The 17,792-nt window shown below is 54.1% G+C and carries 17 protein-coding genes; 5 read left to right on the top strand and 12 right to left on the bottom strand.

The genetic code is table 11. From position 1 onward, the window contains the following. Position 1 precedes the first annotated feature (1 nt). On the top strand, positions 2–1,345 hold the full coding sequence (locus TH468_RS18825) for a TrkH family potassium uptake protein (RefSeq protein WP_085646080.1): 1,344 nt from the start codon (positions 2–4) through the stop codon (positions 1,343–1,345). A gap of 12 nt (positions 1,346–1,357) precedes the next feature. On the opposite strand, the gene TH468_RS18820 is transcribed toward TH468_RS18825, so the two are convergent. After that, positions 1,358–1,936 (bottom strand): TetR/AcrR family transcriptional regulator, encoded by a 579-nt coding sequence (locus TH468_RS18820; RefSeq protein WP_085646079.1) that lies wholly within the window; start codon positions 1,934–1,936, stop codon positions 1,358–1,360. A 90-nt stretch (positions 1,937–2,026) separates the two neighbouring features. On the opposite strand from TH468_RS18820, the gene TH468_RS18815 reads away from it, so the two are divergent. Beyond that, positions 2,027–3,229: an MFS transporter gene (locus TH468_RS18815; RefSeq protein ID WP_085646078.1), complete on the top strand. Its 1,203-nt coding sequence runs from the start codon at positions 2,027–2,029 to the stop codon at positions 3,227–3,229. A gap of 51 nt (positions 3,230–3,280) precedes the next feature. Here TH468_RS18815 and TH468_RS18810 read toward each other — a convergent pair whose 3' ends face one another. Beyond that, a complete protein-coding gene (locus TH468_RS18810) occupies positions 3,281–3,610 on the bottom strand; it encodes a DHCW motif cupin fold protein (RefSeq protein ID WP_085646077.1) in 330 nt (109 codons plus the stop codon). Between the two features lie 154 nt (positions 3,611–3,764). After that, positions 3,765–4,364 (bottom strand): hypothetical protein, encoded by a 600-nt coding sequence (locus TH468_RS18805; RefSeq protein ID WP_139834766.1) that lies wholly within the window; start codon positions 4,362–4,364, stop codon positions 3,765–3,767. A gap of 230 nt (positions 4,365–4,594) precedes the next feature. On the opposite strand from TH468_RS18805, the gene TH468_RS18800 reads away from it, so the two are divergent. After that, positions 4,595–5,530: a DUF294 nucleotidyltransferase-like domain-containing protein gene (locus TH468_RS18800; protein ID WP_063092127.1), complete on the top strand. Its 936-nt coding sequence runs from the start codon at positions 4,595–4,597 to the stop codon at positions 5,528–5,530. A 20-nt stretch (positions 5,531–5,550) separates the two neighbouring features. Here the strand turns inward: TH468_RS18800 and TH468_RS18795 are convergent, their stop codons facing one another. From TH468_RS18795 to TH468_RS18755, 9 genes are all read right to left on the bottom strand, one after another. After that, entirely contained in the window at positions 5,551–5,919 is a 369-nt protein-coding gene (locus TH468_RS18795; protein ID WP_085646075.1) for a 5-carboxymethyl-2-hydroxymuconate Delta-isomerase, read from the bottom strand. 111 nt (positions 5,920–6,030) lie between these two features. Further along, positions 6,031–7,326 (bottom strand): adenosylhomocysteinase, encoded by a 1,296-nt coding sequence (ahcY, locus tag TH468_RS18790; RefSeq protein ID WP_007088263.1) that lies wholly within the window; start codon positions 7,324–7,326, stop codon positions 6,031–6,033. Between the two features lie 245 nt (positions 7,327–7,571). Next, positions 7,572–9,368, bottom strand: coding sequence for a phosphoenolpyruvate--protein phosphotransferase (gene ptsP / locus TH468_RS18785; RefSeq protein ID WP_085646074.1), 1,797 nt, complete (start codon positions 9,366–9,368; stop codon positions 7,572–7,574). Positions 9,369–9,450: 82 nt separating this feature from the next. Further along, positions 9,451–9,726, bottom strand: a complete 276-nt coding sequence (locus TH468_RS18780) for an HPr family phosphocarrier protein (RefSeq protein WP_007088265.1) — start codon at positions 9,724–9,726, stop codon at positions 9,451–9,453. Between the two features lie 95 nt (positions 9,727–9,821). Further along, the gene (locus tag TH468_RS18775) at positions 9,822–10,226 is read right to left on the bottom strand and encodes a PTS sugar transporter subunit IIA (protein WP_037989365.1); all 405 of its coding nucleotides are present in this window, start codon (positions 10,224–10,226) and stop codon (positions 9,822–9,824) included. 18 nt (positions 10,227–10,244) lie between these two features. Further along, positions 10,245–11,180 (bottom strand): RNase adapter RapZ, encoded by a 936-nt coding sequence (gene rapZ, locus TH468_RS18770; protein WP_085646073.1) that lies wholly within the window; start codon positions 11,178–11,180, stop codon positions 10,245–10,247. Then, positions 11,177–11,617, bottom strand: coding sequence for an HPr kinase/phosphorylase (locus tag TH468_RS18765; protein WP_168177189.1), 441 nt, complete (start codon positions 11,615–11,617; stop codon positions 11,177–11,179). Before TH468_RS18765 ends, rapZ begins: the two co-directional genes overlap by 4 nt. Before the next feature lie 94 nt (positions 11,618–11,711). Next, the gene (locus TH468_RS18760; protein ID WP_085646072.1) at positions 11,712–13,370 is read right to left on the bottom strand and encodes a stimulus-sensing domain-containing protein; all 1,659 of its coding nucleotides are present in this window, start codon (positions 13,368–13,370) and stop codon (positions 11,712–11,714) included. Between the two features lie 60 nt (positions 13,371–13,430). Then, positions 13,431–14,147, bottom strand: a complete 717-nt coding sequence (locus tag TH468_RS18755; protein WP_082824671.1) for a response regulator transcription factor — start codon at positions 14,145–14,147, stop codon at positions 13,431–13,433. 324 nt (positions 14,148–14,471) lie between these two features. Between TH468_RS18755 and TH468_RS18750 the strand changes: the two genes are divergently transcribed. Continuing rightward, positions 14,472–16,259, top strand: coding sequence for an ATP-binding protein (locus TH468_RS18750; RefSeq protein WP_085646071.1), 1,788 nt, complete (start codon positions 14,472–14,474; stop codon positions 16,257–16,259). Next, positions 16,259–17,668, top strand: coding sequence for a sigma-54 dependent transcriptional regulator (locus tag TH468_RS18745; RefSeq protein ID WP_085646070.1), 1,410 nt, complete (start codon positions 16,259–16,261; stop codon positions 17,666–17,668). Before TH468_RS18750 ends, TH468_RS18745 begins: the two co-directional genes overlap by 1 nt. Positions 17,669–17,792 lie beyond the last annotated feature (124 nt).

Here is a 17,792-nt window from a genome sequence, read left to right as displayed (position 1 = left end):
CATGCCGTTTTATTTTCCGAACCGCACCGGAAAACTGATCCGAATACCACCGCCGCTTTTGCTAGCCATCCTGTATCTGGCCTTGATCCTGATCGGCGCTGTTGTTTTGGTCCTCCCTGTTGCGGTCACCCATCCGATCAGCTTTTCCGACGCCTTGTTTACGGCCACGTCCGCCGTCACCGTCACCGGCCTTGCCGTGGTTGATACCGGGTCAAGCTTCACGCTGTTCGGGCAAGCTATCATCCTGATCCTGATCCAGCTTGGCGGTCTTGGTCTTATGACATTTGCAGCCCTTGTTTTATCCGCACTTGGCTTGCCAATTGGTCTGCGTCATCACAGCTTCCTGCGCGAAGATTTGAACCAGACCTCGCTGCATCAGCTCGTGGGGCTGGTCAAAACGATCCTTGCCGTTGTGCTTTTCTGTGAATTGATCGGCGGCATCCTGTTGCTGACCGTTTTTGTCCCCGATTTTGGCTGGGCACGCGGAACGTGGTTTGCGGTATTCCATTCGGTATCGGCCTTCAACAATGCGGGCTTTGCCCTTATGCCCGACAGCCTGAGCCGATGGGCTACAAACCCGGTGATCAACCTCACAATCCCGACATTGCTTCTGATTGGCGGGATCGGGTTCAGCGTGATTTCCGATCTGTGGATTCATCGCGGCTGGCGTCATTTATCCCTGCACAGCAAATTGATGCTGACCGGCTCTGCCATTCTGATCGTCTGGTCTGTCACGATGTTTGCCATCCTTGAATGGCACAATCCCGACACGCTCGGGGCTTTTGCCAACCCGATCGACAAACTTCAAATCAGCTGGTTTCAGGGTCTGACAACCCGCACTGCCGGGTTCAACACGGTCGATATCGGATCCATTCACGACACCACCGCATTGATGTTCATCCTTCTGATGGTGATCGGGGCGGGCAGTACATCAACAGCCGGCGGGATCAAGGTCACCACCTTTATCGTACTGGTTCTGGCAACCATCGCCTTTTTCAAACGCCATAATCAGCTGCATGCCTTTGGGCGCAGCATCGGCCTTGAAGAAGTGATGAAGGTGCTGGCCCTGACGATGATTTCCATGTTCGTCGTCATGAGCGGTATCTTTCTGATCACCATGTCCCACGATGGCGATTTTCTTGATCTTGTCTTTGAAGTGACGTCGGCCTTTGGCACGGTCGGTCTTTCGCGCGGGACGACCGGCGAACTCGATACACTGGGCCGGATCGTGATCGAACTGATCATGTTCATTGGCCGTGTCGGACCTCTGACACTGGGATTCTTCCTTGCCCGTCGTGTTCCGCCGCGCATTTCCTATCCGTCAAGTCAGGTGTATCTGGGGTAATTCCCGAAACCTTCAGTCTTTCGGTTTTTCGACTTTTTCACGGATCAGGCATCGATCAACCATGACGAAAAGCTCTTTCGTGGTTGGCGGTTGCCGATCAAACAGAATGCGATAGGTCATGGGTGCGATAATACCGTCAACCAGCTGATCGACGCTGGGGGTCCATTGTCCGCGTTTTTGCGCGCGTTCGACAATCACCGCCAGTCGGCACCGCGCAATTTCCGCGCAACGCATCGTCGTGCCGTTATCCCCGGATGCAACAACATCACGAAGCATCGTCTTGCCAAGCTCGGAACCGGTTTCATCAAGATAGGCTTCTGCGAACTGTTTAAGATCGGTCGCAAGCGCCCCGGTATCCACCGGATCGTCATCCGGGCGCAATCGATCCAGTGCCGCATCCGCCAATAAGGATGGCAAATCACCCCAGCGACGGTAAATCGTTGACGGTGTTACACCCGACATCTGTGCAATCATCGGCACCGTAAGAGCCTCGCGATCATGACTCGATAACAGTTCATGAACCGCTTCATGAACTGCCTTCTGGACGCGAGCACTACGGCCACCAGTGCGTATGCCTTTGTGGACTTTCATGAAACCGACCTTAACACAAATAATTTGCGTTAAGCGAGAATTTCACGCAAACTGCATTAAACGCAAATATTTCGCTTTAAGGACGTTCCCATGCACGCCCCGTCGTCACCACCGACAAATGCACCGGCCAGATGGTTTCTGGCTTTTGTCATTATCATCTTTACCGCTGCGTCATCGGTCCCCACGCCGATGTATCAGCTTTATCAACAGAACTGGCATTTCTCGCCAACCATGCTGACACTGGTCTTTGCGATCTATGTTCTGACGTTACTGATTTCACTTCTGGTCTTCGGATCATCTTCCGACTTTGTCGGACGCAAGCCGGTTATTTTCGCCGCCCTGATAATTGAAATCGCGGCAATGAGCCTTTTTATCACGGCGGAAAATCTTACGATGCTGCTAATCGCACGCGCGGTACAGGGCTTTGCCACCGGTCTTGCCACTGCCGCCCTTGGCGCGGCACTTTTTGACAATGACCACCACAAAGGGCCAATCACCAACAGCATCGCCCCCCTGCTTGGCCTTGCCAGCGGTGCTGTCATTGCCGGCGCTCTGGTTGAATATGCCCCTATGCCCCTGCATCTAAGCTATATCGGTTTGATGCTGCTGATGATTGTGCTGGCCCTGTTTCTTTGGGGCTTACCCGAAACCGCGGCACACCGACCTGGCGTTCTAAGGTCCCTGACACCGCGGGTTTTTGTCCCCCCAGCGGCACGATCAACCATGCTGGAAATTGCCCCGGCAAATGGCAGTGCATGGGCACTGGGTGGATTTTATCTGTCGCTTGCGCCATCCGTCATCGCCAGCGCAACCAATGCTCCACCATCTCTGAGCGGCGGAATTGCGGTCGCCTGCCTGATGTTGTCGGGTGCTGTGTCCGTTCTGTTTGCGCAAAAAAGACAACCGGCTGATGCCCTTCTTGCCGGAACATTCATTCAGACACTGGGCATTGCAGTATCGGTTTCGGGTATCGGATTGGGAATGCTTTGGCTTTTTCTAGCCGGGTCACTTCTGGCCGGGTTTGGCTTTGGTGCCAGCTTCCTTGGATCGGTCAGAACCCTATTGCCCCGCGCGCAGCCACACGAACGCGGTGGCCTGATGGCAGCGTTTTACGTGATGTCCTATCTGTCATTCTGTATTCCGGCACTGCTGGCCGGCAGGATGGTATCCGTCTTCGGCCTTGTCAGAACAGCCGAAGGATATGGCATCGTCCTTGTATTCGTGACGTTGCTGGCACTGATACTGCAAATACGCAGGCGCCAGCGCCACCTGGCAACTGCGGGCAATATTTGACCTGAAAATATCTGGCGGCCCTGACAAACCTGGGCCGCCAGATATTCAATGTCAGTCAACGACAAACAATGTGGCACCCGGCTCTGTTGATGAACGATGGGCCTCGGCGTTATCAGCCACCTGATAACTCATGCCCGGTGTAAGGGTGAAAACCCGCCCGTCTTCCAGTTCGGTGACCAATTCACCTTCAAGGCACAGCAGGATATGGCCCTTCTTGCACCAATGATCGGCAAGATAACCCGGCGTATAAGTCACCATCCGCACCCGGATCGGGCCAAATTGCTGTGTGCGCCAATATGCCATGCCGGTATCGCCGGAATGCTCGGTTGGCGTGATTGACGACCAGTCGGTCGTGCCGAACGGGAGATCGGAAATTTCCATGGTAATCTTTCACGAGATATGCGGGGCAACTGCCACCAGGAACCGGATAACAATTTCATGACGCTATCGCGTTTCCAAACTTCCCGTCAACACATCCAGCCAAAGACAAAGCCCGGCACGCGGACCGGGCTTTTATAAATCTTCGTAAAATGATTTACCGGTTTTCCAGCCCGTTTTCTTCGCGCTGCTTGCGGATTTCATCTGCCTTGGCGACGATCATTTCACGCAACTCGTCCAGTCCGGCGCGCTCGGCAGTAATGACCTGTTCGCATTCGGCTTTGGCGACATAGCCATTGGCATGCGCGGCATCCCATTCGAGGACATCCTCGATCGTGCTGCTTAGTTCATCCACATCCCCAAAGGCATACCCATTAAGTGGGCGACCGACGGTTTCGTTCAGGGACGCGAACAATGCCGGATCCTGATCCGGGGCGAGATCGGGATTGCAGCCCAAAAGCGTGCGATAGCGCAACTGACCGGTATAGAACCAGAAAACCGCGTCATCACGTTCGCCTGCATTAAACTGCTTGGCTGCCAGAATGTAATAGGCCGATGGATGGCGGTTTTCGATCCCGTCGCGCAACGCATCGGGTTCCATATCCTTCATCTCCTCGGGCGATTTCATATCGGCAGACTGGGCAAAGGCAGGCATTGCCATCAGGCCAAGAAGCGGAACGGCAAGCAGGGTGCGATGAAGATTTTTGATCGGACTTCTCCATAATCCAAGGTGATTTCCAATCGGGGAAATATGCAAAAGGTCTTTTGGCCAACGGCCCCGACAAACGACATATGGCACATGGTTATTCGCCTTTAAGGCCGTTTTATCGGCAAGTAATGGCAATTATGTGCCAAGCCTCTGCCGGATTGTGAAATCCGGTCCGGTTTTACAAGGGACTCCGCAGTTATCCCATAAACGCGGTTTTAATCTTTCACCTTTAGGTCGATACTGAATTAATTGCCGCATTCAACGGAATCATTTCAACCTTGTTGCCAGATACCATCGCCAGTAATCAGGCCTATACCGCAAAGCGGCTCGACGAGATGCGAAGCGCACTCGCCAATCAGCTGCATGGCAGCGCTTTCTGCGTTGTCGTTACCGGGTCGTTCGGTCGGCACGAGGCATCAGAACAATCGGATCTGGATTACTTCATCATCGGTCGTGAAGTTGACCGTGATCTGGCCCCCCACCGTGACGTTTCCGAAATTCTTGGTGCCATGGTGACCAAAAAGGCGGCCGTTAACGGACCGTTTTCATCCTATGTCCCGGCCGAGGAACTGGTCAACCGCATCGGCCTTGATGGCGACACCAATTCGATCACCACACGCCGCCTGCTCTTTCTGCTGGAATGTGAATGGCTTTATAACGAAGTCGGCAAACGTGCCTTCTTTGACGAACTGATTGCCAACTACGTCACCGAAACGGTTACACGGGAATCCATCGCGCGTTTTCTGGTCAATGACGTCATCCGCTATTACCGCACCATCAGCGTCGATTTCGAAATCAAAACCCGCGAAGGCGACGCCAGCAAGGCATGGGCCCCCAGACGCCTTAAACTCGTCTTCTCGCGCAAGATGCTTTATTTCGGCGGCATTATCGCAGCCGCGGAAACCGCAGGTCGTGATTATATCGGTAAACGGGCGAAACTGTCGGAACTTTTGCAGTTACCGCCGATCACACGTGTTCAAACGGTTTTTGGTGACAAAAGCCTTCCCGCGCTCGAACTCTATGACCGGTTTCTGCGCGAACTGAGCGATCCGGATGTCCGCAAACGGCTTGAAAAAGTCGGCCCGAATGATCGCAGTGACACCGAACTCCGTTCCCTGCTGGATGCAGGCAAGCAGTTTTCGCGCGAGCTGATCAAACTGATGAATGATCGTTACGGCCCCGATCACCCGATCCATGAAGCACTTTTGATGTAACTGCAAACCCGATCGGGCCGTCAGGCGTTCGCCACATGCTTGTGGTAATTGGCCCGGTCCAGATCATGGACTTCAACAGTAAACTGTACATCGAAATTCCCGACCAGATTTTCCAGATGCGCGCGCACGGTTTCAAGTGCGATGGCACCAACGGCATGTTTGACATCGTCAGAGCGCCCCGACAACAGCCGCACATCAAGATGCACCATGCCATGCTTTGGCCCGCCATCAGCAATCACGACATTTTCAAGTGGCGATAAACGTGTTTTGAAACTTTCCAGATCGGCATCGGCGGCCTTGGCAATTTCACGATGCAGGCTGATCGCCAAACCGCGAAGCTGCCCGGCAATTGGCAAATTGGCGGAATATTCGATTTCAAGCTGGGGCATGGCTTGCTTCCCTGTTGTGGTGTTCTCTTTCTTACCCGAACACGCCCCCGTAAAATACAAAAAAGCCGGTCCGAATGAACGGACCGGCTTTGATGCAAAACGCGATTGCGCTTAGTAGCGGTAATGATCCGGCTTGAACGGACCAGCCTGCGGCACGCCGATATATTCGGCCTGTTCGTTCGAAAGCTTGGTCAGTTTCACGCCAAGACGGTCGAGATGCAGGGCGGCAACTTTCTCGTCGAGGTGTTTCGGCAGGACATAGACCTTGTTTTCGTAGTTCGCGTGGTTTTTCCACAGTTCGATCTGGGCCAGCACCTGGTTGGTAAAGGATGCCGACATCACGAAGCTCGGATGACCGGTTGCGCAACCAAGGTTGACCAGACGGCCTTCGGCCAGAACGATCAGACGTTTGCCATCCGGGAATTCGACTTCGTCGACCTGCGGCTTGACATTGTCCCACTTGTAGTTGCGCAGCGAACCGATCTGAATTTCAGAATCGAAGTGACCGATGTTGCAAACGATTGCACGGTCTTTCATCGCACGCATATGGTCGAGCGTGATGATGTCGATGTTGCCCGTGGTGGTGACAAAGATATCACCAACCGGTGCGGCATCTTCCATGGTGGTGACTTCGTAACCTTCCATTGCGGCCTGAAGCGCGCAGATCGGATCGATTTCAGTCACAAGAACGCGGGCACCCTGGCTGCGCAGCGACGCAGCCGAACCTTTGCCAACATCACCAAAACCTGCGACCACACCGATTTTACCGGCAACCATGACATCGGTTGCACGTTTGATGCCATCAACCAAGCTTTCGCGGCAGCCATACAGGTTGTCGAATTTCGACTTGGTGACCGAGTCATTGACGTTGATCGCCGGAACCTTGAGCGTGCCTTTTTTCGCCATTTCATACAGGCGATGCACACCGGTGGTGGTTTCTTCGGAAAGACCTTTGATGTCTTCAAGAAGTTCCGGATATTTGTCGTGGATCAGCTGGGTAACATCGCCGCCGTCATCAAGGATCAGGTTCGGTTTCCAGCCGTTCGGGCCAGTGATGGTCTGCTCGATGCACCACCAGAACTCTTCCTCGGTCTCGCCCTTCCAGGCAAAGACGGGAACGCCGGTTGCCGCAATCGCAGCAGCAGCCTGATCCTGGGTCGAGAAGATGTTGCACGACGACCAGCGAACTTCTGCACCAAGTGCTGTCAGGGTTTCGATCAGAACCGCAGTCTGAATGGTCATGTGCAGGCAACCGACGATGCGCGCGCCAGCAAGCGGCTTGGCCGCGCCATATTCTTCACGCAGCGCCATCAGGCCCGGCATCTCGGTTTCGGCAATCGCGATTTCCTTGCGGCCCCATGCGGCCAGCGAGATGTCTGCGACCTTGCAATCGGTAAAGTTCGACATGTCGTCTCCAATCAAACAAAAACAGCGCAACTGCCGACCACATGGTCTTGCAGATACGCCCGAAAATTCCTGTGCGACGGTTTTCCCGTTCGCGATAGAAGACATATAAAGATTTCTTTATATCGATTTCAAGTCTTTTCTTTGATGAATTTTCAATGCCGGAAAAATAAACGCAGATACACAGCGCCCATGCTATATGGGCTCATTCCATAACCGATTGATTTATTAGGTATTATGATCGCCGGTCAGGCAAGATCGTTGAAATCATCCAGCATCATGGCGATGCGCGCTGAATCCCATTGTTCCATCACGCGTGCTGCCTGCTGTTCTGTGTTACGGGTATCAAGTCGCCGCAGGCGCTGTTTGACCGGCAAAAGACTAACCGATGACATCGACAGATTACGCAACCCAAAGCCAAGGAAAAGCGGCGTATATCGCGGATCACCAGCCATTTCACCGCAAACACTGATCGGGATGTCGCGATCCTGCGATGATTTGATCACATCACGGATCAGGCGCAAAACCGACGGATGCAGCGGGTCATAAAGCCCGGCCACCTGATCGTCGCTACGATCAATCGCCAACGTATATTGCGTCAGATCGTTAGTCCCGATGGCAAAGAAATCGCTTTCACGTGCCAAGGCATCAATCGCAAGTGCGGCGGCCGGTATTTCAATCATGGCACCCAACGGCGGCAGAACATCCGGGATGGCATGACCTTCCTTGCGCAGTCGCTTTGCGACCGATTGGTAAATCTGACGTACACGGCTCATTTCATGAACACTAACCACCATCGGTATCAACACCCGGACAGAACCATGGAGGGATGCGCGCAGGATCGCAGCCAATTGTGTTTCAAGCAATTCGGGCTTGCGCAATGACAACCGAATACCACGCAGTCCCAGTGCCGGGTTCGGGCCGGATCCGATTTCTGCCTGCAATGACACCGCAAGCTTTTCACCACCGATATCAAGGGTGCGGATCGTCACCGGCTTGCCATTCATCCGGGTCACGATATCGGCCAGTTCAGCATATTGTTCGTCTTCGTCCGGCAGATAGTCCTTGTTCATGAACATGAACTCGCTGCGCAGAAGCCCGATACCGGTCGCCCCGTTTTCCAATGCTGCCGACAGTTCAATGGGCAATTCGATATTGGCATGCAGGTCAATTTCGACCCCATCGCGGGTCGCCGATGGGACATCGCGCAGACTCACCAGCTTGGCGCGTGCCGCCCGCCAGTCTTCGCGACGCTGGCTATAATGGGCCAGATCATCCTCGGTCGGACGAAGGATAACTTCACCCCGACCGCCATCAACAATGATCAGATCACCGCCCGAAACCCCGCGAATGATATCGGCCGCACCCAAAATCGCTGGAATGCCAAGCGACCGGGCCATGATCGCGGTATGGCCTTCCGCCCCGCCAAGCGCGGTGACAAACGCTGTAATCTGGCCGGGTTGAAGGCGCGCCATATCGGCCGGGCTGACTTCCTCGGCGATCAGAATGGCACCTTTGGGCGCAGTTTCAAATGCCCGGTCAGTTTCCCCGATCAGGCACCGCATCAGACGCAGGCCAACCTCGCGGATGTCAGACGCCCGCGAAGCGATGTAACGATCATCAATACCGGAAAACTGGGTCGCGATGGCGTCAATAACTTCGCTAACAGCGTGCACGGCGTTCATTTTACGCGTCTGGATCAGCTCTTCAGCACCGCGCACAAGGCGCGACTGGGTCAGCATATGAACATAGGCATCCAGCAGAAAACCAAGTTCCTCGGACGCGGCCCCACCAACATTGGCTGATTGCGATTTAAGACGTTTAAGCTGTTCAATGCTTTCCGAAACGCCTTTATGCAGACGTTCGGTTTCCGTCGGGATGGCCGCCGCATCGATACGCGCGCGACTGACATCGACATATTGCCGGTCCATGACAAAGGCCCGACCTATTACAATCCCCCCCGATGCCCCAAGCCCGGTAATTACCCGGCGGTCGGACGGCGACTGGTCATCGATTGTGGTCTGGTCTTTTGGTGGAACTTGCAAGCCTGGTTTGCTGCCAACTCGTTCTTGTTGTTTCCAGAAATTCCCGTTCCCGCCTATGCGGAAATTCTATTCATTCTGCGTATTATTCTTCGTGGAACTTGGCATCAACAAGTTCGTTAAGCGCATCAATCGCCTTTTTGGCATCCGGGCCTGATGCTTCGATCTCGATTTCCGTGCCAGTCGATGCTGCAAGCATCATAAGCCCCATGATCGATACGCCCGAAACCTCTGTTCCGCGATTGCGAACCATGATCCGAGATTCGAATTCACCGGCAAGTTTAACAAATTTTGCGGCCGCCCGCGCGTGCAATCCGCGTTGATTGCTGATGGTTACGATCCGCTTTTCCGTCTGCGCCATATTTGTCCCGCCTTAGTCCCGACTTCAAGTCCCCGTCGGCAAACTTTCAAAAGATCCGGGCCATCCCCGATCGCCCGAACTTCTGTTTTTGTTGTTTATTCCTCGCCGCTTAGCAGGCGCGACGCCACATTGATATATTTCCGGCCCGCTTCCTGCGCTGCATTGACCGTTTCGGCCAGCGTGCCATCGATGCGCACCGATGCCAGTTTGATCAACAAAGGTAAATTAACCCCTGCGATCACTTCGACATTGGCCTGTTCCATAATGGAAATCGCCAGGTTCGACGGTGTTCCGCCGAACATATCGGTCAACAGCACAACACCCTTGCCATCGTCGACAGCCTCGACACTCGCAAGAATGTCGGCACGGCGTTGTTCCATGTCGTCGTCCGGTCCGATGCAGACGGCAGCGACATTTTCCTGTTCGCCGACAACATGCTGCAAGGCCGATACGAATTCCTTCGCGAGATCGCCATGGGTGACGAGCACCATCCCGATCATGCCGTTTTCTCCATCAATTCACTCCCCCGTTTTTGGTTCATCTGGCTTGTCACGATGACTGAGATGAACATCATATCCCAGACCGGCAATCCAGTCGTTTAGCATGCGCGCGATATAAACGGAACGATGCTGGCCGCCCGTACAACCGACCGCGATGGTCAGATAGCTTTTCCCTTCCTGCGCATAACGCGGCAGAACAGGGCCGATAAGGCCTTTTAACCGATCCATGAAACCGGCGAAATCCTGATCCGTTTCAATATAGGCACCAACCCGGTCATCAAGCCCGGTCAGCAAACGAAGTTCGGGATCATAATGTGGGTTACGCAGAAAACGAACGTCAAAAACAAGGTCGGCTTCGCCGGGCACGCCCTGACGGAACGAAAAGCTTTTGACAAAGATCGCCATCGCATCCTTTTCACCAATCGCAAACTGGTCCTGAAGGATCTTGCGAAGCTCGGCCGATTTAAGCCGCGAGGTATCGATAATCATGTCCGCCGTCGCCGCAATCGGCGCCATCAGGCGTTTTTCATGTTCAATCGCATCGACAAGCGGCCGGTCATGGGTCAAAGGATGGGGTCGTCTGCTTTCGGTAAAGCGACGCTGCAAAATGCCTGTCTCGGCATCGACAAAAACCACCATCGGGTTAACGCCAGGTTGCTCGCGCAAAGAGCTGACGATGTTGACAAACTGATCGACACCGAAATCGCGCGTACGGATATCAAGGCCAATCGCCAGCGGCTGATCAAGGTCGGTCCCCCCGCTCAGCAGAGCTGGCAGCAACCGCAACGGCAGGTTGTCGACCGCGTCAAAGCCGAAATCCTCGAAGATTTTCAGCGACGTCGTTCGTCCGGCACCGGAAACCCCGGTCACCAGGACAAGTCGCGTATCCTCGCTATTCTCGCCGGTGCCGCCATCGGTGTTTATCGGGCCTATTGCATTGTCTGCATCGGTCATGTTTCGAGCTGCATCTCACCTGTTGCCAAGGACAAGGCGACCTCAATCTTGGCGTCGACTGCCATATCGAATGGCCAGATTTTCCATGACGGAATCGAAATACCATAAAACGTTTCAAAACGGGGCTCGGGCATCCGATCCACCTCGGCCGGATCGGTCACCAGATCGAACAAAACCCTCACATCGCCTGCTGCCTGATGGGCAAGCCCGCGGACGATACCAATCCCGCGCACTTCGCACAATCGTGCAATCTGTGTCGGCGCGCTGGCAATCAGCTTGCCATCGCGCGCCAAAATGTCGGTCCTGTCATCAGAAACAAGCCGCCCTCCGGCCCGGACAAGCCGCAGCGAAAGGTTGGATTTGCCGCTGCCTGATGGCCCGCGCAACAAAATCGCATAGGACCCAAGCGCGACACAATTTGCATGGATTTGTGTCATAGCGGCCAAAACGATGCGCGGGTGATACCGGCTTGTCAAACGTGAAACATGCAGGTCTATCCTCATGGATAGAAATTACCGGCAATTTGACGGATTACACACCTTCTTCAAGCGGCAAGCGCAGGGTAAAGATCGCGCCTTTGACCTCGCCATCGAGGATTCGGTTCGTCGCTGTCAGGTCGCCGTTATGCGCCCCGGCGATGCGTTTGGAAATCGAAAGTCCCAGACCGGAATGCTGACCAAATTTTTCGCCTGATGGGCGTTCGGTATAGAACCGATTGAAAATTGCTTCTTCCTTGCCGGGGGGAATGCCGGGTCCGTCATCTTCGACCGTTACCACCGCCTGATCCTTATCCCGCCATGCACGCACCCGCACCGACCCGCCTTCGGGGGTAAAGGTGATCGCGTTTGAAATCAGGTTGCGGAACACCTGCACCAATCGGCTTTCAAGGGCCGGGACAATGAGGTTTTCAGGCACCGATGCCTTGACCGGCGGGCCATCCGCATCGGCGTTATAAAGCTCGCAAAGGGTTTGCAGCAAAACACGCAGATCAACTTCTTCGGTTTCTGCACGCGACAATTCGGCATCCATGCGTGAATAATCGGAAATATCGCTGATCAGGCGATCAAGGCGCTGAACGTCTTCGGCAATGATTTCCATCAGACGGCGCTGGCGTTCCGGGTCTTTCAGACGGGTAGCGGTTTCAACCGCACTGCGAAGCGACGTCAGCGGGTTCTTGATTTCATGTGCGACGTCGGCGGCAAAACGTTCAATCGCATCCATACGATCCCAAAGCGTTTCGGTCATATCACGAAGCGTTGTCGAAAGATCACCGATTTCATCGCGACGATCCGAAAGATCGGGGATGGTAAACTGACGGTTCTTGCTGCGCCGGACCCGTTCGGCCGCACGTGCCAACCGGTTTAGCGGGCGCGTAATCACCCCGGCCAGATAAATCGACAGCAGAACCGTAATACCAAACGCAAAAACAAAGATTTTCAGGATATCAAGCCGAACCGCATGCAGGGCATTTTCGATCGCATCACCATTTTTGGTCAGCATGATCGACGCCAGAACCTGCTTGAAACGCTGCACTGGCACCGAAACCGACAAAACCCGGCGCCCCTGGCTATCCACACGGACCACGCCCCGTGAATATCCGGCAAGGGCAGCACGTACTTCCGGATAATCACTGGCACTTGCGACCGGGGGATCGACATAAAGCGGAAGCGGCTGCTCGCCTTCAAAAACCGAAAGAATCCCCTCGGTCAGTTTGCGCATGATTTCGGCTAGCTGGTCATCTTCACCCGGTGCTGGCAGCTCTTCTGCCTGAACCGCACCGCTGCCAAATGTCCGGACATTACGGCTATCCGCAATCAGCTGGCCATTCGCCCCGAACAGTCGCGCCCGTGCCCCGGTAATCCCGACAAGACGGCGCACCATTTCACGCGCGACTTCAAGCTTCACCCGATTGGTCGCGTCATCGCCCTGCCCAACTGCCGACGTCGACAATGCCGCAGCATACATTTCCGCCTGCACGGCCATGGCTTCAAGTTCGGAATGGATCAGTTCCTGCTTGTAACGGCCAAGATAAAGGATACCCGCAACCAGCACAAAAAGAGCCAGCGCATTCACCGCCAGAATGCGCCAGGTTAACGGGGAAAAAAGTCCGTGACGTTCCTCTATCCGCGCAACACGGGTTTCGTGTTGCGGCACGGATTGCTGTTCAGCCGAGGCAGGTAAATCGCTCATTCAGACCCGCAATTCTGGCCGGGCCAACCGGCCCGGCACTGCGACAAGAGTGTTATGCTATCAACCCGCAACCGTTGCCGTATCGCGGTAACGGTAACCGACACCATAGAGGGTTTCGATTTCCTTGAATTCCTTGTCTGTCTCGCGGAATTTCTTGCGCAGACGCTTGATGTGACTGTCGATGGTACGATCATCAACATAAATATGTTCGCCGTATGCCGCATCAATCAGCTGATCACGGTTTTTCACGTGGCCCGGATGTTTTGCCAACGCCTGAATCAGAAGGAATTCCGTCACTGTCAGGTTCACATGCTGGCCTTTCCAGCTGCACATGTGGCGTGATGGATCAAGAACCAGTTCCCCGCGCTGAATAACGTCTTCCGAACCGCTCGGGCGAACACCGCCTGCGCGCATGATTTCGGCACGGCGCAGCAAGGTACGGATACGCTCGATCAGCAAACGCTGAGAGAACGGCTTTTTAATATAGTCATCTGCCCCAAGACGCAGACCGGTCAATTCATCGACCTCGTCATCCTTGGATGTCAGGAAAATGACCGGCATCTGGGTCTTTTTGCGAAGATGCGTCAGAAGCTCCAAGCCATCCATGCGCGGCATCTTGATATCGAGCACGGCAAGATCGGGCTCTTCCTTGGTCAACGCATGCAGCGCTTCAGACCCGTCGGAATATGTCTGGACCTCATAACCTTCTTCTTCAAGCGCCATCGAAACCGATGTCAGGATATTACGGTCGTCATCAACAAGTGCGATCTTACTCACCTGAACCTCGTCAGTTAGACAGATTAAAATTTGAAACAAGCCTAACAAAATACATCCCATTGTGGCGAAAAAATAACCACTTGAGGCATATTTGAGGCTTTGTTCATGTACGACACAAAGACCCTACCTGATTTCTGCTGCTCCACCCTATGGGAAAGCGACATTCAATATCGGTATTGCCCTGCGTCTTTATTGACTCCCCATCCCGATGCCACATAACTATCGTGCACCCGAACAGGAAAACCGGTATCCCCGTCAGCAGATCGGACGCCACAGCACCCGGTCTGAATCAAAAGACCAAACTCTAACGCGCGAGAGGCAGGATTGTTCTACTGGTTAAGCACCTATAGTCGCGCATCGTTGAGTTTTACCGGGATTATCATCGCCGGACTGGTCGTCTGGCTTGCTGTCAATTCGACCGAAACCCTTGCCATCAGCCAGTTACAGCAAACATCCCAGGCCCGCCTTGCACTTTATGAAAGCACATTGCGCGCCGCTGTCGATCGTTATCGATATCTGCCCTATGTCGTGGCCCGCAATCATGAAATCGTCAATGTCGTCACCGGAAGCGGCACCGTCGATATTGCCAACCAATATCTGCAAAAGGTCAACGGCCGGTCGGGCGCGGCCGCACTTTATGTCATGGACCGAACCGGCAAAACGGTCGCGGCAAGCAACTGGGGAACGCCCGACAGTTTCGTAGGTCAGGATTACAGTTTCCGACCCTATTTCACCGAAGCTTTCGACGGGCAGGAAGGATTTTTCTACGGGATCGGTGTGACCACCGGGCGATCAGGCCTGTTCATTTCCCATCCGATATCAAAATCCGGCGAAATTGTCGGGGTGGTTGCTGTCAAAATTGAACTCGATGAGCTTGAACGGAACTGGCAGGACGGGGGCGAAACAGTCTTTGTTTCAGATGCCGACGGTGTGATCATGTTAACCAGTCGCGGCGACTGGAAATATCGCACCATTCGCCCGCTGACCGAAACCGACCGTGAGCGCATCTTGCGCAATCGCCAATATTCCGGTCAGGAACTCCGGTCACTGAACATTGATGAAAATCCTTCTGGCGAGGATGGCTTGCTTGAAATCGGTAATGAACGCTTCCTGTTTGACATCAAACCGATCAGCGGCAGTGAGTGGAATCTGTTTTATCTGACACCGATGGACTATGTCGCAGAGCGACGCACAAGCGTCATGCTGATCACCCTGATCGGATCGGGATTGATCATACTGATTGTGCTGTTCCTGCGCGAACGTGAATTGAAACTGGCATCCCAGCGCAAATCCATGGAATTTGCCCGCATTCAGGCGCTTAACACCCGTCTTGAACAGGAAATCACCGAACGCCGCAAGACAGAGGCGGAATTGCGCGGCACACAGGATGAACTGGTTCAGGCGGGTAAACTGGCTGCATTGGGTCAGATGTCGGCCGCAATTGCTCATGAAATCAATCAACCAATTGCTGCAATCCGAACCTTTTGCGCCAGTGCCAGACTGATGCTGGAACGCGGAAAGCCGGAAAACCTGGGCCCCAATATCGAACAGATTTCTGCCCTGACCGAACGCATGGGATCGATCACCGGGCAACTTAAAACCTTCTCGCGCAAATCAACCGGCGTGCTTGAACCCGTCAATATCCGGGCCGCCCTTGATAATGTGATACAGCTGCTGTCATCGCAGTTGCATAACGAGGGCTGCGTGCTTGAACAGTCGGCATTTGACGGTGATCTGATTGTCCATGCCGATCTGGTTCGGATCGAACAGGTTTTCGTCAATATCATCCGCAATGCCCTTGATGCCATGGCCAGCATCGATGACAAGGATCCAAAGGCAAAAAAACGGATCATCATCGACCTGTCAGGAACACGCGATCAGGCCACCATTCGCATATCCGATACCGGTCCGGGCATTGGCGAGGAAACCCTTGGTTTGCTGTTCGACCCGTTCTTCACCACCAAGGATCCGGGGCAAGGGGTAGGGCTCGGGCTTTCGGTGACATACGGGATTGTACGTGACTTTGGCGGAACGATCCGCGCCTATAACCGGGCGGGTGGCGGGGCCTGCTTTGAAATACAATTGCCACTGATGCGGGGGACGCAAAAGTAATGCCGCACTCAAAAATTGATACGACCAGCGCAAAACCACAAACGGCACAGGTGATCATCGTCGATGATGAAGAAGCCCTGCGTGTTTCCCTGTCGCAATGGCTTGACCTATCAGGCTACACCATCTGTGTTCATGCCGACGCGATTTCAGCCCTTGAAGATATCACACCCGATTTCGCTGGCGTCATCCTGACCGATGTCAAAATGCCAAAGCTTGATGGCATCGCCTTTACCAAATCGGTTCTGGCAATCGACCGTGACATTCCGGTGATCCTGATGACCGGTCATGGCGATGTCCCGATGGCGGTCGAAGCGATGAAAAGCGGGGCCTATGATTTCGTTGAAAAACCGTTTGAGCCGACCGACATCCTCGAAAGTCTTGAGCGCGCGATTGAAAAACGCAAACTTGTCATCGAAAACCGCGCCCTGCGCACGCAAATCGCCCAACAGGGCACGCTTGACAGCCGCCTGATCGGCAACAGCCCGTCGATGCGTGCGCTAAAGGCCGAAATCGCCAATATCGCCCCGACCGAAGTTCCAGTTCTGGTTTCCGGCGAAACCGGTACCGGTAAGGAACTTGTAGCGCGTGCCATCCATGATCTGAGTGTCCGACATGATCGGCGATTTGTTGCCGTCAACTGTGCGGCCATTCCTGAAAGCACTGCCGAAAGCGAACTTTTCGGTCATGAAAAAGGGGCCTTTACCGGCGCAGCCAACCGCCGGATCGGTTGGATCGAACATGCCGATAATGGCACCCTGTTTCTTGATGAATTATCAAGCATGCCGCTGGCCTTGCAGGCCAAGCTTCTGCGCGTCATTGAACAGCGCGAAGTCGTCCGACTTGGGTCAAACACCCCGGTAAAGGTTAATTTCCGGCTGATCTGCGCCACCAACGAAGATTTGCCGACCGCCGTTGCTGATAAACGTTTCCGCGAAGACCTTCTGTTTCGGATCAACACATTCGAACTGCAAATCGCCCCCCTTCGCCAGCGCAAGGATGACCTGCCGCTGCTGTTTGACATTTTTGCCGAACGGGCGGCCGAAAATTTTGATCGCCCGTATGAAAAACCGCCGGCAAAACTTTGGGGCGGACTTCTGGCTCATGAATGGTCGGGAAATGTGCGCGAACTCAAAAACCTCGCGGAACGCTACGTGCTCCTGACCGGCAACGCCGAAGAACGCTGGGCGCGCCTGTTTGGCAACAGCATTGGCAATAGTGCCGCCGATCCTGCCGACAAAACCGGATCACTCGCAGATCAGCTTCGCCATTTCGAACAGCACATCATCCGCGATGCACTGACACGCCATAACGGCAACGTCAAAACAGTAATGGACGAACTCGACATTCCACGCCGCACCCTGAACGAAAAAATGAAAAAGCTGAACATTCGCCGTGATACCATTGAATAGCGATAATTTGTCCCGCAGCTTTAACGTGTTAGGATATTTGTGAATAAGGTCTATCGGCAAAAATCCGCCGAAAAAGAAATGGTACATCGGCAAGATTCCGCCGACATGATCAGGCTGATTTTTG

This window comes from Thalassospira sp. MCCC 1A03138, from assembly GCF_002115785.1.
GTDB lineage: Bacteria > Pseudomonadota > Alphaproteobacteria > Rhodospirillales > Thalassospiraceae > Thalassospira.
Note: the sequence above shows the minus strand (reverse complement) of the source record. Positions and strands in the feature narration are given on the sequence as shown.

Bases quoted from the DNA above. Each gene is read 5' to 3' on its own strand.
- TH468_RS18795 (WP_085646075.1), bottom strand. From the start codon at position 5,919: ATGCCCCAGCTTGAAATCGAATATTCCGCCAATTTGCCAATTGCCGGG.
- TH468_RS18810 (WP_085646077.1), bottom strand. From the start codon at position 3,610: ATGGAAATTTCCGATCTCCCGTTCGGCACGACCGACTGGTCGTCAATC.
- rapZ (WP_085646073.1), bottom strand. From the start codon at position 11,180: ATGACCGATGCAGACAATGCAATAGGCCCGATAAACACCGATGGCGGC.
- TH468_RS18745 (WP_085646070.1), top strand. From the start codon at position 16,259: ATGCCGCACTCAAAAATTGATACGACCAGCGCAAAACCACAAACGGCA.
- TH468_RS18765 (WP_168177189.1), bottom strand. From the start codon at position 11,617: ATGACACAAATCCATGCAAATTGTGTCGCGCTTGGGTCCTATGCGATT.
- TH468_RS18780 (WP_007088265.1), bottom strand. From the start codon at position 9,726: ATGGCGCAGACGGAAAAGCGGATCGTAACCATCAGCAATCAACGCGGA.
- TH468_RS18760 (WP_085646072.1), bottom strand. From the start codon at position 13,370: ATGAGCGATTTACCTGCCTCGGCTGAACAGCAATCCGTGCCGCAACAC.
- ahcY (WP_007088263.1), bottom strand. From the start codon at position 7,326: ATGTCGAACTTTACCGATTGCAAGGTCGCAGACATCTCGCTGGCCGCA.
- TH468_RS18815 (WP_085646078.1), top strand. From the start codon at position 2,027: ATGCACGCCCCGTCGTCACCACCGACAAATGCACCGGCCAGATGGTTT.
- TH468_RS18820 (WP_085646079.1), bottom strand. From the start codon at position 1,936: ATGAAAGTCCACAAAGGCATACGCACTGGTGGCCGTAGTGCTCGCGTC.
- TH468_RS18825 (WP_085646080.1), top strand. From the start codon at position 2: ATGCCGTTTTATTTTCCGAACCGCACCGGAAAACTGATCCGAATACCA.
- TH468_RS18775 (WP_037989365.1), bottom strand. From the start codon at position 10,226: ATGATCGGGATGGTGCTCGTCACCCATGGCGATCTCGCGAAGGAATTC.